Raw genomic sequence first — 22,781 nt, 5'->3', positions numbered from 1 at the left:
TCACAGCACCCCCTCTTCCCGGTCGTCGCTCTCATCGGGGACAGGGACAGCGGCGGGCGTGCCGGTGCCGGCGATGCGCCGGGCCAAGGCGGTGAGGGTGGGGTCGGCGAAGAAGTCCTTGATGCCCAGGGTGACGCCGTAGACCTCGCGGATGTGCGACAGCACCCGGGTGGCGCCCAGCGAGTTGCCGCCCAGCTCAAAGAAATGCGCGTCCGCTGACGGCACGCCGCCACCCAGGATGCGTTGCCACAGGGTGGCCAGGGCCGCGCGCACCGCCGCTTCATCCCGCGGCTGGGCCGCCGGTGGCTGGGTGGAGGCCGGTTCGGCCGCCGTGGCCTTGGGCACGGGGGCGGACCGGCCGCGCGACACCATCAGCTGGGAGGTCAGGCCCAAGGGCAGGGCGCGGAAGATGGCGATGCCTTCAGCCGGCGTGATGCTGTCGGCCTCGAACGGGTTGCCGTGCACGCCGTCGGCTTGGATGCGGGGTGGGGGGGGCGACTGGACGCTGTCCGGTGCCGCCAGGGCGAAACCCTCCACCGCCACCCGCACGCGGCCCGTCCGGTCAGCCAGGGCCACCGTCCATTCGGTCCAGCCGTCGGTCGGGGCTTTGGCCGCGACGCTGACGATGTCGGCGCCCAGGGGGGCGAACACCCGCAGGCGGCGATAGCCCACCGGCAGGGCTGGGGCGCCATCGTGGCGCAGGTGGTGATGAATGCTGAAGGCGATGTCCGCCACTGCCGGGTGCAGCACAGTCGCGGCCAGGTCGGCCTGGAAGGCGGCGGGCAGGGACAGATCCGCCACGCTACGCCCGTCACCGCTGGTCAGGCGGGTCAGGCAGCGCCAGCGGTCACCCAGGTGCAGGCCATCGGGCGCGCGGTCGGGCAGGGTGTGAGTCTGCGCCCCGGGCGTCACCGCCACCGTTTCCGCAATGGCGGCCAAGGCGTGCAGGGTGGCGTGGGCGTGCAGCACGGGCTCGGCATCCGGCGCCACGCTTTCCACCCACACCGACAGGCCATCGGCCAGCGGCACGAAGCCGATGCGCACATCGACGGTGGTGTCGGTGGCCAGCGGCCGCTGGAAGGCCAGGTCGCGCACCTCAACCGGACGGAAGTCGCCGCCCTGGTGCAGCGCGTGGGCTTGCAGGATCAGGTCCAGGATGCCGGTGCCGGGCACGGTGGGGCGGCCGGCCAGGCAGTGGTCGGCCAACAGCCAGTCGGTCCGCCCGTCCAGGCGGGCGTGGAAGCGCACCTCCCCATCCGGCATGCGTACGCTTTCCCGGAACCACCGGTGGTCCAACGGCGTGGCGGTGGCCTGGCGGTTCCAGATGTCCTGGGCCATGCCCACCGTGCGCCAGGAATTCCAGTTCACCGACAGGATGGGCATGGGCAGGCCGGGCGTCTGGGCCAGGGCGTCCAGCACGGCGTTGGCGGCGGCATAGTGCCCCTGGCCCACTGTGGGCCGCACGGCGGCAAGGGAGGAACAGAAGACCAGGAAGTCCGGCGGATCGTCCCGCAGTAGGTCGATCAGGGCGGCTGCACCTGCCACCTTGGGCGCCAGCACGGCGCGGGCGTCATTCGCCGTCAGCCGATCCAGGGTCGTGGCGCCGGGCAGGCCCGCGGCATGGATGACGCCGTCGATATGACCGAAACGGGCGCGGGCCTCCGCCACGGCGCGGGCCAGTTGTGCGGCGTCGCCGGTGTCGGCGGCCAGCGCCAGGACCTCGGCACCCTGGGCGGTCAGCGCCGCCAGGCGGCGGGCCTTGTCATTGGTCTCGCCGGCCGCCGGAACGGTGCGCGACACCAGGGCCAGGCGGGCGCCCAAGGTGCCGGCCAGGTGGCTGGCCAGGGTATAGCCGATGCCACCCAGCCCGCCGGTGATGAGATAGGCGCCGCCGGGTCGCAACCGGTGGGCCAGGGCCGCCGGCCCCTCCTCCGTGATTTCCACCGCTTCCTGCGTGGGGGCCCAGCGGTGGGGGCCGCGCAACGCCACGGTGGCACCATCGCCCTGGCGGATCTCGGCCGCCAGTGTCGCGGCTGGCCCGCCGGCGTCGATAACCCGGCAGGTCAGATGGGGATATTCCTGCGCCGCCACGGCAGTCAGCGCCGTCAGCACGGCCGACGCGGGCACCGTCGTGTCGCTCCCGGTGACCTGGAACAGGCCAGGGGCCGCCACGGTCAGGCCCCAGGGCTTGCCCGGCCAGACGCCATCCAGGGCCCGGATCCAGCGATGCAGGTCGTTGAAGGCCGCCAGGGCCGCCTCGGCGGGGTCCGCCACCGGTGTGGGCGCGCACAGTACCAGGCCGGTGGGCCCCCAGATCTTCAGACGGTTCAGCAGGGCGTCCAGCTGATCCGCCCGGGTGGCGTCCACGGTGTAGCGTCGTTCCGCCGGGTTGGTGGTGGCGGTACCGGGGGCGATACGGATGACGGTGTCGCCCAGCGTTTCCAGGGCATCGGCCAGGCCATCACCCAGGCCCGCTTCATCCAGCACGACGATGCGGCAGCGCGCGGGCCCGGCGCTTCCCGTCAGCGGCGGCAGGCGGCGCCAGGATGGCACCTGGAAGGCGGGCGGGGCTTCCTCCACTGGCACAGGGATGGGGGTTGTGGAGGTCTCTACGGCGCGTTCCTGACGGCCGTCCAGCCAATACTGTTCCCGTTCGAAGGGGTAGGTGGGCAGGGCCAGGCGCGCGGGCGGTGCATCGTCCCACACGGCCCGCCAGTCCGGCGTGACGCCGGCCAGCCACAAGTCGGCCAACAGCTGGGCTGAGGTGCCAGTGCCGATATCCAGCCGGATGTCGCCCGCCTCAATCGGCGCATCAGCCGACCGGACGGGAATGGCCGCCGGTTCCAGTGCCGCCGCCACGCGGTCGGCACCCTCGCCCGCCAGGCTGGCGGGGGTGACACCCCAGGCTATGACAGCCCGGATCTGGGCGGCCGCTTGGTCCGGGGACGCGCCGATCAGCACCAGGTGGACAGGCGGGTTGCGCACCGTGACCTCACGGCCGCCGTCCGCCTGACGCAGTTTCGCGATGATCTCGGCGGTGCTGGCGCCCACCACCGCCCGGCGGTGGTTGAAACCGTGGCGACCGGCCTGCAGCGTGTGGGCGACGGCATCCAGGGGCAGATCGGGGTTGGTCTCCAGATGATTGGCCAGCCGGTGGCTGGCGGCGGCCAGGGCGGCGGCGCTGCGGGCCGACAGGACGATGGCCTGGGGCGTTCCCGTGCTGGAAGGCGCCGGCTGGGATGGCGCCTCCTCCAGCACCAGGTGGACGTTGGTGCCACCATAACCCAGTGAGGTCACACCGGCACGGCGGGGGCCGTCTGCCGCTTCCCAGGGGCGCGTCTCGGCATTGATGTAGAAGGGGCTGTCCGCCAACTCCAGGCGCGGATTGGGGCTGCGGTAGTTCAGCAGGCCGGGCAGGGTGCGGTGGCGCAAGGCCAGCGCCGCCTTGATCAGGCCGACGACGCCCGAGGCGCGGTCGGCGTGGCCGATGTTGGGCTTGACCGAGCCGATGGCGCAATAGCCCCGCCGGTCGGTGAAGGCGCGGTGGGCCTTGGTGATGGCGGCCACCTCGATCGGGTCGCCCAACAGGGTGCCGGTGCCGTGGCATTCGACGTAGCCGATGCTGTCGGCGGCCACGCCGGCGTCGCGCAGGGCCTGGGCCACGGCGCGGGCCTGGCCGTCCACGCTGGGGGCGTTGTACCCGGCTTTGCGGCCGCCGTCGTTGTTGGCGGCCGATCCCCGGATGATCGCGCGACGATGCGGTCGCCATCCTCCAGCGCATCGTCCAGTCGTTTCAGCAGCACGGTGCCCACGCCGTTGCTGAACAGCGTGCCGTTGGCGCCGGCGTCGAACGCGCGCACCACGCCGTCGGGCGAATACAGGCTGTCGGGCATGTGGATATAGCCCTGGGCCTGCGGAATGCGCACCGAGGCGCCGCCGGCCAGCGCCATGTCGCACTCCCCTTCCAGCAGGCTCTGGCGGGCCAGATGCACCGCCAGCAGGGAGGTGGAGCAGAAGGACTGCACCGTCAGGGCCGGCCCGCGCAAATCCAGCTTGTAGGCGATGCCGGTGCTGAGGAAATCCGGATTGGCGAAGAAATCCAGGCCGACGTCCAGGGCCGTCAGGTTGGGTTCGACGTTGTTCTGCCAATAGCTGTTCAGGCTCTGGCCGAAGAACAGGCCGGTGCGGCCGGGCGTGCCCTTGGGGTCGTAGCCGGCATCCTCCAGCGCTTCCCAGCAGCATTCGAACAGCAGGCGGTTCTGTGGCGCCAGGCATTCCGCTTCACGCGGGGTGAAGCCAAAGAAACCGGCATCGAAATGATCGACATCGGGCAGGATGCCGCCTACGGGCACATAGTCGGGGCGGCTGTATTCCGCCTCCGGCACGCCGGCGGCGCGCAGCTGATCGGGCGTGAAGCGGGTGATGGAGCACACGCCCTGGGACAGGTTGCGCCAGAACCCCTCGGCCGTGTCGGCGCCGGGCACGCGCAGGCCCATGCCGATGATGGCGATGGCGCCGTCCAGGTCGTTGTTGTCGTTCTCAATGCCCATCAGAAGAAATCGTCCCGTTTCCTGTCGCGGCGCGCGCGGCGGCTGTCCCGCCCGTCGGCCTCATGCACGATCGTTTCCGCCACGGCCACCGGCCGTTGCGGTGCCTTGGCCGCGTCCAGCCGGTCGGCCAGCGCCGCCACCGTTGATGCTTCATACAGCACGACGGCCGGCAAGCTGGCATCGAAGGTGCGGTTCAGCCGCGCCACCAGCTTGGCGCCCACCAGGCTGTCGCCACCCAGATCGAAGAAGTTGTCGTGGATGCCCACGTTGCGGATGCCCAGGATCTCCTGCCACAGCGCCGCCACCTGCCGCTGGGTCGGCGTGGACGGCATGATGAAGCTGGTGGCCAGTTCCGGGCGTTCATAAGAGGGGGCCACCGCTGTCGCCGGTGTCCCGTCCGCGCGGCCGGCGGCGGCGATGTCGGCCAGCATGGCGTTCAGGTCGGTGGGCGATACCACGATGTGCGGCAGGCCGCCTTGGCCCAGGATGCGGAGGAAGGCGTCCACGCCCTCTTCCGCCGTCAGGGCCTGGGCCGCCTGGCGGGCGCTGACCGTGCCGGTGAAGGCGCCTTGCGCCATGCCCACATCCGCCCACGCATCCCAGCCGATGGCCACCGTGGGCAGGCCGGCGGCACTGCGCCGGTGGGCGAAGGTGTCCAGGAAGGCGTTGGCGGCGGCGTAGTCCATCAGGCCCGCCGCACCCAGGACGGCGCTGCTGGAGGAGAACAGGGCCAGGAAGTCCAGCGGCACGTCGGCAATGGCGTCGGCCAGCGCCAGCGTGCCGTCCACCTTGGGCGCCAGCACGGTTGCCATGCCGGCCGTGGTCTTGGCGGTCAGGGCGCCGTGGGCGGCCAGACCGGCGGCATGGATGACGCCGTGCAGGGCGCCGTGCCGGGCCAGGATGTCGGCGACCAGGCGCTCCATGTCTTCCGCGTTGGTTACGTCGGCGGCAACCACCGTGACCTCCGCTCCGGTCTCGCGGATCCGGCGCAGGGTGTCCTGGCGCGGATCGTCCGACCCCGGCAGGGTGCGGCCGCACAGCACCAGCCGCGCTTGGCAGCGCTGGGCCAGTGCCCGGGCGATGGTCAGGCCGATACCGCCCAGACCGCCGGTGATCAGGTAGACACCCTTTTGGCGCAACGGCCCCGGCGCCGCATCCGGGATCGCCAGCGGCTGGAAATCACGCACCCAGCGGCGGTTGTGGCGATAGGCCACCAGCCGGTCGCCGCGCGGGTCGGCCATCTCATCCACGATACGACCGGCGGTCTGGTCCGGCGTGGCGCTGCCGTGCACGATGTCGACCAGCCGGCAGTCGACCCAGGGACATTCGCGCGGCAGGACCAGGGCGGGGCCCATCAGCAGCGCCGCCTCCGACGGCCCCGGCGGATCACCTGCCACGTCCTGAACGCCGGCCGCGACGATGAACAGTTGCACCGGATCCGGCGCCTGGGCCAGGGCCTGGCCCAGGAACAGCAGGCTTTCCAGGCCCATGGTGCGCACACGCTCGGACGGGACGCCCAGGCAGGCCGCGTGGATGATGCGGTGCAAGGTACCTTGGGACCGCATCCGGGCCAGCAGGGCGGCGTAGGCCGCCGGGTCATGCGGCTGGTCGCCCATGTCGACCACCACCGTGCCGGCACCCAGGCGGGCCGCCAGCCGGTCGGCCACGCCGGCACCATCGGCGAAGACCAGGGTCAGGCCGTCGTTCACCGGTACCGAGGCGGACGGCAGGGGCGTGGGCGTCCAGCGCGGGGTGTAGAAGCGGTTGGCGGCGTCCGCCCGCATCGGGTTTGCCAGCGCGGGCCGGTTGGCGGCCGGTTCCACCCAATAGCGTTGCCGGTCGAAGGGATAAAGCGGCAGGGGGATGCGCCGCGCGCCGGCGATGGCGAGCCAGCGGACCTCGACGCCCGCCAGCCACAGGCCGGCCAGGGCGGTCAGCCAGGCCTCGCGGTCGTCACGCTTTTCCGTCTCCCGCCGGGCGGTGGCCAGGATGACAGGGCCATCGCGCCCGACGATGCGCTGCGCCTGGGCGCTCAGTGCCCGGCCCGGACCCACCTCCAGCATCAGCCGGCCGGGGACGGCCTTCAGCGTCTCCACGCCCTGGCGGAACTGCACCGCACCGCGCAACTGCCGCACCCAGTAATCCGGATCGGTCGCCTGTTCCGCTGTCAGCCAGTCGCCTGTCAGGCAGGAGATGACCGGGATGCGCGGCGCTTGCCGTGTCACGCCCGCCACCACCCGGCGGAAGGTGTCCAGGATAGGGTCCATCATGGATGAGTGGAAGGCGTGTGATGTCGCCAGCGCATGCGTGGTCACGCCACGCTCCGCCAGTGTGGCGGCCACGGCGGCAATGGCGTCAAACGGGCCGGACAGCGCGCATTGGGTGGGGCCGTTGTCGCCCGCCAGGCAGACGGCTTCGGAGAGATAGGGATGGATGTCCGCGACGGGCAGATTCACCGCCAGCATGGCGCCGGCCGGCAGGTCCTGCATCAGGCGGCCGCGCGCCGCCACCAGGCGCAAGGCATCCTCGTAGGTGAACACGCCGGCCAGGCAGGCCGCCACGTATTCGCCGACGCTGTGCCCCATCAAGGCATCCGGTTCCACGCCCACGCGCTGCCACTGCCGGGCCAACGCGTGTTCCATGATGAACAGGAAAGGCTGGGTGTGGCGGGTCTTGCCCAGGAAGGTCCGCGCCTCCTCCCGCCGCTCTGCCACCGGGTACAACATGGCCCGCAACGCGGCGGCCGGCGTGCCGTCCAGGGCCGCCAGCAGGTCCAGCCCCTGGTCGATGTCGCGGCGGAACTCGGGCCAGGTACTGTACAGGTCCAGCAGCATGTCGGGATGCTGCGCCCCCTGGCCGGGGAACAGGAAGGCCACGTCCAGCACTTCGCCCGCCGCCGGCCGGACATGGGCGCGCGGCGCCTGTGCTAAGGCCTCACCCACATTGGCGCCGGTGCGCACCACCAACGCGGCGCGGTGGGCGAAGGTGTCGCGGCCCTGTTGCAGGGTATGGGCGATATCGGCCAGCGCCGGCGCCTTGGCTGCGGCCAGGGCCCTCAGGGCGGCGTCCAGCCCGGTGGCGCTGCCGGCGGAAATGGGCAGCAGGTACCAGCCATCCTCAGGGGCGGCCGGGGCCGTTATCGGCGCCTGCTCCACCACCACATGCACGTTGGTGCCACCGATGCCGAAGGAACTGACACCTGCCCGGCGGATGCCGGCACCTGGCCAGGCACGCAAGGCGCCGTTCACCGCGAAGGGCGATCCGGCGAAGGGAATCTTCGGGTTGGGGGTGTCCAGGTGCAGGCTGGGCGGGATTTGCCCCTCCCGCACCGTCAGCACCGCCTTGATCAGCCCGGCGATGCCGGATGCCGCCCCCAGATGGCCGATGTTGCCCTTGACGGAGCCCAGCAGGCAGGGCGCCGTGGAACGCGGCTGGTCGCCCCAGGCCTGGACCAGGCCCGTCACCTCGATAGGGTCGCCCAGCGGTGTGCCGGTGCCGTGGGCCTCGACATAACCCAATTCATCCGGCCGCACGCCGGCATGGCCCCAGGCCGAGGCCAGCACCCGGGCCTGGGCGTCGGCGTTGGGGGCGGTGTAGCCCAGCTTGTGCGATCCGTCGTTATTGACCGCCCAGCCCTTCAGCACGGCGTGCACGGTGTCGCCATCGGCCCGCGCCTGGACCAGCGGCTTCAGCAGCACCACGCCGACGCCGTTGCCGTTGACCGTGCCGCTGGCGGCGGCGTCGAACGGTCGGCAATGGCCGTCGGCCGACGCCACCATGCCCTCGCGATGGCGATAGCCCTGGATCTGGGGCAACTGGATGGAGACGCCACCAGCCAGCGCCATCTCACAATGGCCGGAGACCAGCGCGTCGCAGGCCATGGCCACGGCCGCCAGCGAGGTGGAGCAGGCGGTCTGCACCGTCATCGCCGGCCCGCGCAGGTCCAGGGTGTAGGCGGCGCGTGTGGCCAGGAAATCCTTGTCGTTGGCCAGGCTCAGGGCGTAGCCGCCGTTCATGTCGGTGGGATCCAGCCGGTCGGCCAGGTTGAACAGCAGATAGTTGCTGATCTCCGACCCCGCATAGACACCGACCCGCTCGGCCAGGCCGCGCCGGCCATAACCGCCGTGTTCCAGCGCATGCCACACCGTTTCCAGGAACAGCCGCTGCTGCGGGTCCAGGGTTTCCGCCTCACGCGGGGAATAGCCGAAGAAGCCGGCGTCGAAATCCTCCACCCCGTCCAGCACGCCATTGGCGGGGACATAGGCCGGATCGTCCACCAAGGCGGCCGGGGCGCCGGCGGCCAGCAGGTCGGCGCGGGTGAAGCGCCGGATGCTTTCCACGCCGCGCAGCAGGTTGTCCCAGAACGTCTCCACGTCCGGGGCGCCGGGGAAGCGCGCGGCGAAACCGATGACGGCGACGGCGTGATCGCCCGCCTTGGCGCGGGGAGCGACTGTCACTGGCGCTGCCGACGCGCTTTTTCCACCCAGATGGGCGGCCAAGCCGGCCACGGTGGGATGGCGGAACAGCTCGGCGATGGGCACGTCGCCCAGGCCAGCATCCTGCAGCCGCCGGCGGACGCGCGCCAGCATCAGGGACGTGCCGCCCAGGTCGAAGAAATGATCGTTCCGGCCCACGGCGGGCAGGTTCAGCAGGTCGCACCAGATGCGGGCGACCGTGCGTTCCATCGCCCCCAGCGCCACGGGTGCCGCGGGCGACGGATCCGCTGTCCGTTGGCTGAGCGCCAGCCGCAGATGCCGGTCGAGGGCGGCGCCATCGACCTTGTCATGCGCGGTCAGGGGCAGGGTCGGTAGGGTGATCCACACCCGTGGCACCATCCAGCCCGGCAGCCGCCCGGTCAGGAAGGCGGCGGTGTCCTCAGGCGCGATGGTGGCGCCGGCGGCCGGCACCAGGCAGGCGCCCAGCATGGCCTCGCCCGAGGGCGGCGTGACCACACGCACGGCGGCGGCGGCGACGGCCGGATACAGGCGCAGGGCGGCCTCCACCTCCCCAATCTCCAGCCGCATGCCGCGCAGCTTCACCTGCTGATCGATCCGGCCCAGGAAACGCAGGCTGAGGCGGCCATCGGCGTCCGGCGCCAGGCAGGCGCGGTCGCCGGTGCGGTACATGCGCCCGCCCGGCACGGCGGGATCCTTGATGAAGGCGGCATCCGTCAGGTCGGGCCGGTTCAGGTATCCCCGCGCCAGGCAGGACCCGGCGATGTAGAGGTCACCGGCCACACCCGGCGGCACCGGCGCCAAGCCTTCGTCCAGCACGTACAGGCGCGTGTTGGCGATGGGCGCCCCGATGCACACCGCCGCGTCATCCGGCCGGGGCGGGCAGGGCCACGCGCTGACCAGCACCGTGGCTTCCGTCGGGCCGTAGACGTTGACCAGCGTCGCCCGGGGCAGGGTGGCCTGGAAGCGGCCGATCAAGGAGGCGGCCAAGGTCTCGCCGCCGCTGATGACCAGGCGCAGGGTGTCACACGCGGCGATCCCCGGCTCCTCCAGCAGGGTGTGCCATTGCGAGGGCACGGTGAAGAGTGCCGTGACCCGGTGGTGGCGGATCAGGGCCACTTGGGCCCCTGGGTCGCGATGATCGTCCGGCCCGGCCAGCACCAGCCGGGCGCCGGTGGTCAGCGGCCAGAACATCTCCGTCACCGACGGGTCGAAGGTCAGCGGTGTGCGTTGCAGCAGCGCGTCATCCGCCGCCAGGGCCCAGCTGTCCTGGCACCAGGCCAGCAGGTTGGTCACGGCGCCGTGTGGCACCATCACGCCCTTGGGCGTGCCCGTGGTGCCGGAGGTGAACAGCACATAAGCCAGATCATCCGGCGTCACCGCCGCCGGCGGCGCATCCGTTCGCTCCGTCCCCGTATCGGCCAGGACCAGCACGCGGTCGTCATCCAGGCCGGCGAAGCGGTCGCGTCGGTCCGGCTGCACCAGGATCTGCGCCAGGCCGGCGTCCTGGGCTAGGGCCGTCAGCCGGTCCGCCGGGTCGTCGGGCGACAGCGGCACATAGGCGCCGCCGGCCTTCAGCACGGCCAGCACGCCCACCACCAGGGCGGTTGACCGTTCCAGGCACAGGCCGACCAGGGTGCCGGGGCCCACCCCCCGGGTGGCCAGCGTGTGGGCCAGGGCGTTGGCGCGGCGATCCAGGGCCGCGTAGCTCAACACCGCCTCCCCCGACAGCAGGGCCGGGGCGTCGGGCGTGCGGGCCGCCTGGGTCGCGATCAGGTGATGGATGCAGGCGGCGGGGTTGTCGCGGGTGGTGTCGTTCCAGGCCGCCAGCGTCGCGCGGTCGTCGTCGGTCAGCAGGTCGATGGCGGTGACTGGGGTGTCGGGCTGATTGACCAGGCCCGCCAGGGCCACCCGGTAATGCTCCGCGATCCGTGCGGCATCCGCCGCGTCATAAAACGCGGTGTCGTATTTCAGGACGCCATGCAGGTCACCGTCCGCCTTGAACCATTCCATGGTCAGGGGGTACTGCCCCTCCTGCTGGTCCAGGAAATAGGGCTCGATCTCCAGCGGGCCGAAGGGGATGCGCCCCGTCCGGCCGGGGATGAAGGCGTTCCCCAGGGGCCCCATGTCCTCCAGGTTGCGCAGGTGGAACAGGGTGGTGAACAGGGGATGCGGGCCGGCATGCTCCACCGCCGGCGCCTGGGCCGCGATCTCCGCGAAGGGCAGATCCTGGTGGGTGATGGCGTCCAGCAGCGTGCGCCGCACTTGGCGCAAGAGGTCGGGCCAGGTGCCGGTCAAGCTGGCGCGGATGGGCAGGACGTTGACGAAAAAGCCCAGCGATTGGGCCCAGGCGCGTTCGCTGCGGCCCAGGGCCGGGGTGCCGGCCACCACGTCCTGCTGCCCGGTCAGGCGGCCGACCAGCATCAGCCAGGCGGCCAGCAGGGTCATGTTCAGGGTGACGCCCTGTTCCTGACCCATCCGTTCCAGCGCCGCGGTGGTGTCGGCTCCCAGGGTGAAGTGCAGCGACCGGCCGGCCAAGGCGGTGGCGCCCTGGGATCGGGTGGCCAGCGGTGGTTCGCCCGCCGCCGGCGCATCGGCCAATTGTTCGCGCCAATAGCCGCGCAGGGCCGCACCCCTGGGGCCAGTCAGCAGGTCCTGCTGCCAGGCGATGAAATCGGCATAGGGCCGGCCCGGTGGCGTGGGGGCGGCCGTGCCGTCCCGTTCCGCCGCATAGGCGGCCTTGACCGCGTCCAGCAGCAGTTCGAACGACCAGACGTCGATGGCGATGTGATGGACGGCGATCAGCAGCACATGGTCGTCTTCCGCGCCACGCCACAGGGCGACACGCAGGGGTGGCCCATCCTCCAGCCTGAAGGGCCGGCGGTAGGCCGCGTCCACCGCCGCGCGCAGGGCATCCGGATCAGCCGGTGCCTCATATGTTTCGATGACAAAATGATCGGCGGGCACGGGGTCCTGGCGCGGCACGCCGTCAGGGGCACTGAAGCGGGCGCTTAAGCCCGGGTGGCGGTCCAGCACCCGGCGGAAGGCGCGCTGCAACGCCTCGACATCCAGCACGCTGCGGATGCGGGCGGTGAAGCAGGTGTGGAAGGCGGCGCTGTCCGGCGCCAGCTGTTGCAGGAACCACAGCCCCTTTTGCCCGGCGCTCAAGGCCGCCGGATCGGCGGCGGTTTGAGCTGGCTCGGGCACGATGGTCGGGGCGGCGGGCTTGCCCAATGCCTGGGCCAGGCCCGCCAGCGTGGGGTGGTCGAACAGGATGGTGGCGGGCAGGCTGATGCCCAGCCGGGCCTCGATGGCGTTGCGCAGGCGCAGCGCCATCAGGGAATCCAGGCCCAGTTCGAACAGATCCTGCGCCGGATCGATGGCCGTGCCCGGGGCGGCGCCCAGGACCTCGGCGGCGGTGGCGGCCAGGAAGGCGCCCAAGTCAGCGGGGGCTGCTGTCACCTGGCCGGCCGGCAGCAGGCCGTGCAACAGGGTGGGGGATGCCTTCGCCGGCAGGCTGCGCGCATACCGCGCCCAGTCGACGGCCAGGATCGTGGCCTGGGGCCAGCCGGCGACCAGCACCCGGTCCATCGCGGCCAGCGCCTGTGTCGAAGCCAGGGGGCTGAAGCCCAGCGCCGCCAGGTTGGTGGCGGCCTTGCCGTCGGTCGCCATGCCGATACCGGCCCACGGGCCCCAGGCCAGGCTGGTGCCCGCCAGTCCCATCTGACGCCGGCGGGCGGCCAGGGCATCCAGGAAGGCGTTGGCCGCGGCGTAGTTGGTCTGGGCGGCGGCACCCAGCACGCCGGCGGCCGACGCGAAAAACACCGCCACGTCCAGCACCAGGTCGCGGGTCAGCTCATGCAAGGTCCAGGCGCCGCCGGCCTTGGCGGCCATGGTCTGCGCAAGGCGCTCCGGCGTCTGGTCGGCCAGCAGGCCGTCGTCCAATTGGCCGGCCAGGTGGAAGAAGCCGGCCAGCGGCGGCATCTCCGCCCTTATGCGCGCCAGGGCCGATCCCAGGCTGGTGGCGTCCGCCACGTCGGCCGCCAGGACCAGAACGTGTGCGCCGGATGCCGCCAGCGCATCCAGCCGTGCCTGCGCCATGAGCGATGGTCCGGTACGGCCCAGCAGGGCCAGGTGGCGGGCGCCGCGCTGGACCAGGCCTTCCGCCAGGTCCAAGCCCAGGGCGCCCAGCCCGCCGGTGATGAGATAGGTGGCGTCGGCGCGGGGCTCAAAGCGCTGGTCCGCCGGCGATGCCGCCGCCAGCCCGGGGGCCAGGACGGTATCGTCCCGCAGGGCCAACTCACCGGGCGCCAACAGATCGGCTAAGCGATCCCAAGCCACGGTGCCCAGGGCGGCCGGCAGGTCGATCAGGCCGCCCCACAGCTGCGGCTGTTCCACTGCCAGCGACCGGCCCAGGCCCCACAAGGCGGCTTGGAAGGGATCGGGCGCGTCAATCGGGGTGGCGGCCTGGGCGCCACGGGTGGCGATCCACAGCCGGGGCGGGGTGGGAAGCCGCGCCAGCGTCTGGGCCAGGCGCAGGGCCGGTGCCGCCAGTGCCAGGTCGGCGCCGCCGTCCAGCGCCCGCAGGTCCAGAATGGCGTCCGCATCCGTCGCCACCGCAGCCAGCGCGGCCTCATCCTTCACGCGCACGGCGTCGGGAAAGGCCTCCGCCGGCAGGCCGGCATGGGGCAGGACTATCCAGCGGCCGGCGGGCCGCTCCGCTGTCGTCGGGGCCGGGTGCCAGGCGATGCGATAGCAGGTGGCGGCGGTGCCGCCGCTCGTGTCGTTCAGCCCGATGGCGCGGCGCAAAGCGTCGGCGGACAGGGCTTCGCCGCGCAGGCCGCGCAATACCAGCTGGGCGTGGCCGCCGGCATCCAGCAAACGGATATCGCCACCGGGCAAGCCGTCGCCGGCGTCCCGCAAGGTGGCGGCCGCCCACGCTACGGTGCCGGCCTGGCCGGACCAGGTCACCCGGTCCACGCCCACCGGCACCAGGGCGGCGTCGCCACCGCCTTGCCAGAGGGCGGGCAGCAGTTGCAGGCCGGCGTCGATCAGGCCGGGGTGGGGGCCGGGCGCCCAGGCGGCATCGTCGGCACTGGCCGCGTCCAGCCGGGCCAGGGCGTCGTCACCCGCCCGGCGGGCGGTGCCGGCGCGGCGGAAGGCCGGGCCCAGGGTCAGCCGATCCCCTTGGGCGTCGAACAGGGCGTCCAGCGTCTCGGACCAGCCGTCCCAGCGGGCGGCGGGCGTGTCGGTGGCCAAATCCTCAACGGCGGCGGGGACCAGGATGGCGGTGGCGTGGGTGACGGCGCCGGTGTCGGTCAGGCGTACTAGGCGCAGTTCCGCCCGCTCACCCTCGCCATCCAGGGGCCGCAGGCGCAGGTGCAGGGTGACGCTGCCCGTCTCCGGCAGGGCCAGGGCGGCGGGGAAGGCCACATTCTCCAGCGCCAGCGGCCGGCCGGGCAGATGGCGGCTGGCCGCCGCCAGCATCATGGACAGGTATGCGGCGGCCGGCACCACCGGCTGGCCGAAGACGCGATGGTCGCGGAACAGCGGATGGCTGCCCAGGCCGACCGCGACCTCCCACAAGGTGTCGTTCAGCAGCGGGCTACGCCACTGCCGACCCAGCAGGGGGTGCGAAGCTTCCCGGATGGCGTGGCCCGTGGCGGTGGGTGCCGGCAGGGGCACCAGCGGCCCGCCGGGCTGGCCGAAGTGGCAAGGTTGCGGATCGAAGGCGGTGGTAGGCAGGTCCACCCGGCGATAGGGCCCGTCCAGACCCAGGGCGGCGGCATCCGGTTCCGCGCCCGCGACGTAGGCGACGGCTGCGGCATGGCCGGCCACGGTGCCATCCCGCAGCCAGGCGTCCAGCGCGTGGGCGAGGCCCCGCGCGTCGGTGCCGGCCACGGCCAGGCGATGGGTGAAGGCGCTGCGGTGGTGCAGCGCGGTGGCGCAGATGTCGTGGATGCCGGTGCCGGTGGGCAGGGCCGCCAGATGGGCCTGGACCCGCAGCGCCGTCTCGCGCAGTGCTGCCGGCGTGCGCGCGGACAGGCACAGCAGGGCGGGGCCGGCGGCCGGGGCGGTGGCGACCGGGGCGACCGGCGGTTCGCCCAGGATGACGTGCGCGTTGGTGCCGCTGAAACCGAAGGAACTGATGCCGGCATGGCGGGCGCTGTCGCCCGTCGGCCAGGGCACCGCATTGGTGGGCACGGCCAAACCCGCGCTGTCCCAGGGGATCAGGGGGTTGGGATCGGTGAAGTGCAGATTGGGCGGGATGCGGCCATGGCGCAGCGCCAGCAGCACCTTCAGCACGCCGGCCATGCCGGCCGCCGCCTCCAGATGACCGATGTTGCTTTTGACGGCGCCCAGGACCAGCGGGTGGGCGGCATCCCGGCCCTGGCACAGGGCGTCGGCCAGGGCGTCGGCCTCGATGGGATCGCCCAGCGGCGTGCCGGTGCCGTGCGTCTCCACATACTGGATGTCGGCCGGGACCAGGCCGGCCTTGTCCAGCGCCTCACGCAGCAGGCGCTTTTGCGCAGCACCATTGGGGGCGGTGAAGCCGTTGCTGGCGCCATCCTGGTTCACCGCCGTGGCCTTGACCACCGCCAGGATGGGGTCGCCGTCGCGGCGCGCGTCCGCCAGGCGCTTCAGCACCACCATGCCGCCGCCCTCGCCCCGGCCATAGCCGTTGGCGGTGGCCGCGAAGCTCTTGCATCGGCCGTCGGGCGAGATCGCTTGCAGGCGGGAGAAGCAGACGTGGGTGGCGGGCGCCAGGATCAGGTTGACGCCCCCCACCAAGCCCAAATCCGTCTCCCCCGCCCGCAGGCTCTGGCAGGCCAGATGGAAGGCGACCAGGGAGGAGGAGCAGGCGGTGTCCACCGGGATGGCCGGCCCCTCCAGCCCCAGGAAATAGGCGATGCGCCCGGCTGCCGTGCTGGGCGTGCTGCCGGTGATGGAATAGGCGTCGATGCGCGACAGGTCGGCGGAATGACGGTGCGCCAGGGTGTAGTCGTCGCCCGACAGGCCGACGAACACGCCGGTGCGACTGCGCTTCAGCGTGGCGGGGACGATGCCGGCGGACTCCAGCGCCTCCCAGGCGATCTCCAGCAGCAGGCGCTGCTGCGGGTCCAACGCCCGCGCCTCCTTGGGCGACAGGCGGAAGAAGGGATAATCGAATTGGTCCAGGGCCACGTCCAGGAAGCCGCCCTGGGCGGTGTGCATGGTGCCGGGTACCGTGCCGTCCGGGTCCAGATACGCCGCGGCGTCCCAGCGGTCGGCCGGCACCGTGCCGACGGCGTCCACACCACCGTCCAGCAGGCGCCAGAAGGCGTCCGGATCATTGGCGCCGCCGGGAAAGCGGCAGGCCATGCCGATAATGGCTATGGGTTCCTGCCGGTCGCCCGAGGTTGGTGCCTGCTTGGCTTCCAGGGACTCGCGCTGCTGTTTCTCGGCCTTCAGCGCGCGGTACAGGCGCTTGATGGTTTCTTGCGCCGAGGCCAGTTCGGGCGCCGTGCCCGGACCTTCCGTCATGATCCGGCCTTCAGCAGGCCGCCATCCAACTCACGGCTGACCAGCGCCTCCAGTTCAGCCAGGCTCAAATCGTCCAGGTCGTCATCCTCGTTCGACGGGGCCGCACTTTCCGGGGCGGTGGCGGGGGCCGTCTGCTGTTCCAGGAAATGGACCAGATCGTCCACCGTCGGGTGTTCGAAAACCAGGCCGACGGGCAACGCGCGCGGCAAGGCGCCGTTCAGCGCCCGGGCCAGGTTAGCGCGGACGCTGACGGCGGCCAGGCTGTCCAGCCCCTGCTCCATCAGGGCGACGCGACGGTCCACCACGTCGGCGCCGGTGAAGCTCAACGCCTCCGTCACCACGTCCAGCACCAGGGCCGCCAGCAACTGCCGCCGTGTCTCGCCCGTGGCGCCGGCCAGCCGTGTGGACAGGTCCACCTCGGCCGCCACTGCGGGCGCCACGACCGGGGCGGCGGGTTTCACCAGGCGACGGAACAGGGCGGTGCGGCCGGTGCCGTCGCCGTGCTGCGCCACGCTCTGGCCGACATACCGGTCCCAGTCGCAACTGAGCGCGCCGACATGCGGCACGTTGGCGGCCAGCGCCGTTTCCAGGGCACGGCGCCCCTGGTCGGCGGTCAGCGGATGGATGCCCAGGCGGTTGAAGCCGGCGGTGACGCGGTCGCTGGCGGCCATGCCGGCCGCCCCCCACGGGCCCCAGCTGATGGCCACCGCCCGATGCCCCCGTGCCCGCAAATCGGCGGCCAGCGCGTCCAGATGGGCGTTGGCGGCGGCGTAGTTGGCCTGGCCGGGATGGCCCAGGATGGACGCGGCGGAGGAGAACAGCACCAGGAAGTCCAGGTCACGCCCCTCGGCCAATTGGGCCAGGGCCAGCGCGCCCTCCATCTTCGGTGCTGCCACCGCCTCCAGGCGCTGCGGCGTCTGTGCGGACAGGGCACCGTCGTCCAGCACGCCGGCGGCATGGATCAGGCCGCGCAAGGGCGGCAGCTGCGGTTCCAGCCGGCGCCAGGCCAGGGCCAGCGCCGCGCCGTCGGCCAGATCGGCCCGCAGGGGATAGAGGGATACGCCCTGTTCCGCCAACTGCCGGACCTGCCCGTCATCGACCGTGCCGCGCCGGCTGGCGATGACGATGTGCCGCGCGCCGCGATCAGCCAGCCAGTCCACCATCACCGATCCCAGGGCGCCGGAACCGCCGGCCACCAGGTAACTGGCGTCGGGGGACAGGGCCGGTGCCTGGGATGATGCGACGGGCGCCAGGGGAACCAGAACCGGGTGCAGGCGCCGGTCGCCGCGCAATGCCACCTCCGCCTGGCCGCCGATGGCCAGTTCGTCCAGCAGCCGGTCGGCTTCCGTCTCCTGGCCGGTGGTCGCGGGGTCCAGGTCGATGGTGCGGCAGGGCAGGGACGGCTGTTCCAGCCGCAGCACCTTGGCCAGGCCCCAGACAGTGGCTTGGCCCGCCGTCACGGCCTGGCCGTCGGTCGCCGCTTGTGCGCCTCGGGTCACCAGCCACAGGGCGCCCGGCGCGGCCGCGGCCGCCAGCGCCTGGGCGGCCAGCAGGGCCGGGGCCAGGCCCAGGGTGCGGGCTTGGGCCGGCGCGGTGCTGGCGTCGATGTCCAGATTGCCCAGGTGCAGGATGCCCAGGCCGCCGCGGCCGGCAGCCGTGGTCTCGTCGCGCAGCACCTGTTCCAGGGCCGGGCTGTTGATCGGCACGCTGCGGCAAGCCAGCTTGGCCGCCACCACTTCGCCCAGCCCATGGCTATCGGCCAGCACCAGCCAGGCGCCGGGCGTGGGGGCCTCGGTCTGGGGCGGGGCGTCGGCCTGCCAGTCCAGGCGATACAGCGGCAGGGCGGGGCCGGTCCCCAGGACCTGCTCGCGGCGGGCGACACGGCCGGTGAAACCCATCAGGGTCAGCACCGGCATGCCGTCATCGCCGCACAGCTGGATGTCGCCGCGAACCCCGCCGCCGTCGGCCTGGCGGGTGAAACGGCCCCAGGCCCACAGGGTTTCCGCGGCCGGTTGGCGATGCAGGCGCAAACGCTCAATGCTGGACGGGATGAAGGTATCGGCCACGTCCAGGTCCACGGCGGCGATCATCAGGCCGAAGCAGGCGTCGATCAGGCCCGGGTGCAGGCCATAGGCGGCGTCGGTCGCGGCATCCAGTTCCGCCGGGCGGCGCAGGCGGCAGAACGCCTGGTCCGTGCCGCGCGACAGGGCCGTCATCCAGCGATACTGCGGACCCAGCGCGATGTGGCGTTCTTCCAGGCGCCCGTAATGGTCGTCCAGCGCCACCGTCTGCGGGCATCCCGCCTGACATACGTCCAGGGCGGTCAGGGCGGTGGATTCTTCCAGCGGATGCAGGGTGGCGGTAACGTGGCTGCGGTACTCACCCTCCACCGTGCCCAAAGAGATCAAGGTGGCGACCCGACTGCCATCCGCCTGGGGCTGCAGCGCCAGTTGCACGGTGACGCCATCCGCTGGCACGGGCAGGGCCTGCAGGAAGGCGACGTCGCGCACCTCCAGCCGGCCGCTTTCCGCCGCCGCCACGCCGGTCAGCATGGACATGTAGCAGGCGCCGGACACCACCGGCTGGCCGTGGACCAGATGGTCGGCCAGCAGCGGTAGGCGTGCCACCTCCAGCCGGCCCTCATAGAACACGTCGCGCGTCAGCGCGCTGCCGAACCGCCGGTCCAGCAGGGGATGCGGACGGGCTTCCAGAACAGGGGCGGGGGACAGCCTTGGGCGGCTCCAGCCAATAGCGGCGGTTCTCGAACGGGTACGTCGGCAGCGACAGGCGCCGGCGGCGGTAGGGCTGGTCGAAGGCGGCCCAGTCCACGGCACCGCCCCGGACATGAACATGGCCCAGGTCACGCAGCAGCCCGGCCCAGCCGGCGGCACTCACGTCCACCACCACCGCATCATCGGGGGTCGGTGGCAGTTCGGTGGCGGTGTCCTGGCCCGCGCGCTCCAGCGCGTCTTCCAGCGACAACTCGCCCAAGGCCCAGCCGGCCGCCGCCATGGCGCCCGGGCCGGTGGCCAGGACGCCATCGGGTTCCAGGCCCCAGCCGCGCAGCAACGCCGCCGCAGCGATGCCCAGGCTGGCCACCGCCGCGTGGGTGAAGGCCGCGTCATTCGGCCAGGGCGCCTCTTCATACAGGCAGCGGACCAACGACAGTGCCGGCCAGCGGCGGCTGAGCAGGCGGTCGCATTCGTCCAGCTGGGCGCGGAAGGGCGGCGCCGTGCGGTAAAGTTCACGCCCCAGGCCGGGCTCGGCATGATCGGCGAAACGGAAGGCGATCTTGATGCGGGGCGCGGCCACCAGGGCGGCCGGGGCCACCGTTTCCAGCGGCGCCAGTGCCGCGCGCAGGGCGTTCACCGTGTCGAACACCAGGGCGTGGCGGTGCTCAAACGCCTTGCGGCCGGTGTTGGCGGTGAAGCACAGGTCCGCCGGGTCGGTATCCGGATGGTCGGCCAGGAAACGGCCGTAGGACCGCGCCAGGGCGGCCAGCGCCGTGGGCGTGCGCGCCGACAGGGTCAGCAGGTGCAGCGGCCGGTCGTTGATGGCGATGACGTGCGGCGCGACCGGCGCCTGTTCCAGGATGGCGTGGGCGTTGGTGCCGCCGATGCCCAGGGAGTTGACGCCCGCCCGGCGGGGCACGCCGGCCGGCGGCTGCCACGGCACCAGTGCCGTGTTGATATAGAAGGGGCTATTGCCCAGGTCGATGGCCGGGTTGGGTGTCTGGAAATGCAGGGTGGGCGGGATCTGGCCGTGGTGCACGGCCAGCACCGTCTTGATGAAACCGACGATGCCCGAGGCGATCTGCAAATGGCCGACGTTGGTCTTGACCGACCCCAGGGCGCAATTCCCCGCCGGGACAAGGCCGGTGGACGATTTCAGGCCGGCGGCCAGGCTGGCGACCTCGATGGGGTCGCCCAGCGCCGTGCCGGTGCCGTGCGCCTCCATGAAGGTGATGGTCTCGGGCGGCACGCCGGATGCCGCCAGGGCGTCGCGCACCACGCCGGTCTCACCCGTCCCGCTGGGGGCCATGAAGCCCACCTTGACGCCGCCGTCGTTGTTGACGGCGGTACCCTTGATGACGGCGTAGACATGGTCGCCGTCGGCCAGGGCGGCCTTCAACGGCTTCAGCAGCACGGCCCCCACGCCGCTGCCGAAGATGGTGCCGGATGCCGCGGCGTCGAAGGCTCGGCAATGGCCGTCGGCCGTCACCAGCATGCCCTCCTGCCACAGATGGCCGGCGGCCTGCGGGCTCTGCACCGCGGCGGCACCCGCCAGGGCCATGGCGCAATCGCCGGCCAGCAGGCTCTGCACCGCCGCATGGATGACCACCAGGCCGGTGGAACACGCGGTCTGCACGTTCAGGCTGGGGCCGCGCAGGTCCAGCTTATAGCTGGTGCGGGTGGCGATGTAGTCCTTGTCGTTCGCCACCATGGCCTGGAAGCCGCCCATGGAATCCAGGGTGAAGACGTCGATGCGGTCGCGCGGGTCCAGCTTGTGCCGGTTGGGATGGACGTTGTTGGTGAAGTAGGTGTTCATGCTGGCGCCGGCGAAGGCGCCGATGCGGCCTGCATACTGGAAGGGGTTGTAGCCCGCGTCCTCCAGCGCCTCCCACGCGCAGTGCAGGAACAGGCGCTGCTGCGGATCCATCAGTTCCGCTTCGCGGGCGCCATAACCGAAGAAGGCGGCGTCGAAGCCGGCGGCGTCCTTCAGCACCGGGCTGGCGGGAACGTAATCCGGATGCGACACCGCCGTACGGTCGAAGCCGGCGGCCACCAGCTCATCGACGGTGAAGCGGGCGATGGATTCGCGGCCCGCCTGCAAATTGGCCCAGAACTCGGCCGGGTTGTCGGCACCGGGGAAGCGGCAGGCGATGCCGATGACCGCTACCTCCGTCTCCCCTTCATAGGCGCGGCGGGGGGCGGTGGCTTGGGCGGTGGGGGCGGCGTCCGGCCCTTCGGCCGCGTCCCGCAGATAGGCCGCCAGGGTGCGGATGGTGGGGAAACGGAACAGGTCCACCGGCTCCAGTGCCGGGAAATGTTCCTTCAGGCGGCCGGCCACCTGGATCAGCAGGACGGAATGGCCGCCCAGTTCGAAGAAGTTGTCGTCAGGGCCGATATCCGCCAGGCTCAGCGCGTCGGCCCACACCGTGGTGATCAGCGTCTCCTGCCCCCGGCCATTCTTGCGGGGCGCGGCCGGACGCGGGGCCTCCGCCACCAGCTGATAGCCGCGCAACTCGCCCTTCTCGAACCGGCGCTTCAGGTCCAGGCGCTGGATTTTGCCGATGTTGGTCTTGGGGATCTGGTGCGGCGGCAGGGCCAGCAGGTGGGTGGGGGCCAGGCCGGTGCGGCGCGTCAGGTGGGCGCGCAGATGGCGGGCAAGGTCGCCCTCCGCCACATCGCCCGCCGGGCTGAACACCAGCACCAGTTCCTCCGTTCCGCGCTCGGCGCTGAAGACGGAAAAGGCGGCGGTGAAGGAGGGGGCCACGCCCGCCACCTCCTCGGCCGCGGCCTCGATATCGTGCGCCGGGATGTTCAGGCCGTTGATGATGATGATCTGCTTCTTGCGGCCGGTGATGTACAGCTCACCCTCCGCGACATAGGCCAGGTCGCCGGTGGCGAACCAGCCGCCGGGCTTCAGCGCTTCCGCGTTCGCGTCGGCGTTGTCGTAATAGCCTTGCGTCACTGAGGGGCCGGACAGTTCCAGCAGGCCCAGCTCACCGGCCGGCAGCACGCGACCGTCCTCATCGGTGATGCGGATGGCGGCGCCCGGGATGGGGGGCCCCAAGGACAGGATGGTGGGGTTGCCGGCCAGTTGGTCCCGCGTCAGCCCCTTGGACCAGGTGATGCCGGAGCAGCTTTCCGCCATGCCGAAGGCCGGGCGCAACGCGCCGTCGCGCAGGCCGTAGCCTTCCAGCAGTTCCAGGAAGGTGGATGAGGTGGCGGCCGCCACCTGTTCGCCGGCGCTGACCAGGAAGCTGACGCTGGACAGATCCAGGTTCAGCGCCGCCAGCCGGTCGGCACTGCGGCCGATCATGGAAAAGGCGAAGTTGGGTGCCCAGGAGATGCTGACGCCATGGCGGCTCAGCAGCGCCAGCCAGCGCAGGGGATCGGTCAGGATATGGGCGGTGGGGACGTGGACCTGCCAGGCGCCGGTCACGGCCGGCATCACGCCCAGGAAGACGTTGGCGCCGGGATGGTCCAGCGGCATCCAGATTCAAGGTGGCGTCGCCGGCGCCGAAGCC

The 22,781-nt window shown here is 72.0% G+C and carries 4 protein-coding genes and 1 pseudogene; all 5 read right to left on the bottom strand.

Annotated features, from left to right (window positions below; translation table 11 throughout):
- The 5 genes and pseudogenes from PW843_00245 to PW843_00225 all read right to left on the bottom strand — a co-directional run bounded on the left by PW843_00245 (position 1) and on the right by PW843_00225 (position 22,747).
- The gene (locus PW843_00245; GenBank protein MDE1145035.1) at positions 1-3,744 is read right to left on the bottom strand and encodes an SDR family NAD(P)-dependent oxidoreductase; all 3,744 of its coding nucleotides are present in this window, start codon (positions 3,742-3,744) and stop codon (positions 1-3) included.
- A gap of 44 nt (positions 3,745-3,788) precedes the next feature.
- Positions 3,789-4,550, bottom strand: a pseudogene (locus PW843_00240) (polyketide synthase).
- Positions 4,550-16,528, bottom strand: coding sequence for an amino acid adenylation domain-containing protein (locus PW843_00235; GenBank protein MDE1145034.1), 11,979 nt, complete (start codon positions 16,526-16,528; stop codon positions 4,550-4,552). The pseudogene PW843_00240 and the gene PW843_00235 overlap by 1 nt, the downstream one beginning before the upstream one ends.
- Positions 16,525-19,179 (bottom strand): type I polyketide synthase, encoded by a 2,655-nt coding sequence (locus PW843_00230; protein MDE1145033.1) that lies wholly within the window; start codon positions 19,177-19,179, stop codon positions 16,525-16,527. Before PW843_00230 ends, PW843_00235 begins: the two co-directional genes overlap by 4 nt.
- Positions 19,169-22,747 carry a beta-ketoacyl synthase N-terminal-like domain-containing protein gene (locus tag PW843_00225; protein ID MDE1145032.1) on the bottom strand — a complete coding sequence of 1,193 codons (3,579 nt, stop codon included), beginning with the start codon at positions 22,745-22,747 and terminating at the stop codon, positions 19,169-19,171. The genes PW843_00230 and PW843_00225 overlap by 11 nt, the downstream gene beginning before the upstream one ends.
- Positions 22,748-22,781 lie beyond the last annotated feature (34 nt).

It is taken from the genome of Azospirillaceae bacterium (assembly GCA_028283825.1).
GTDB lineage: Bacteria > Pseudomonadota > Alphaproteobacteria > Azospirillales > Azospirillaceae > Nitrospirillum.
This window is presented reverse-complemented; position numbering and strand designations above follow the sequence as displayed.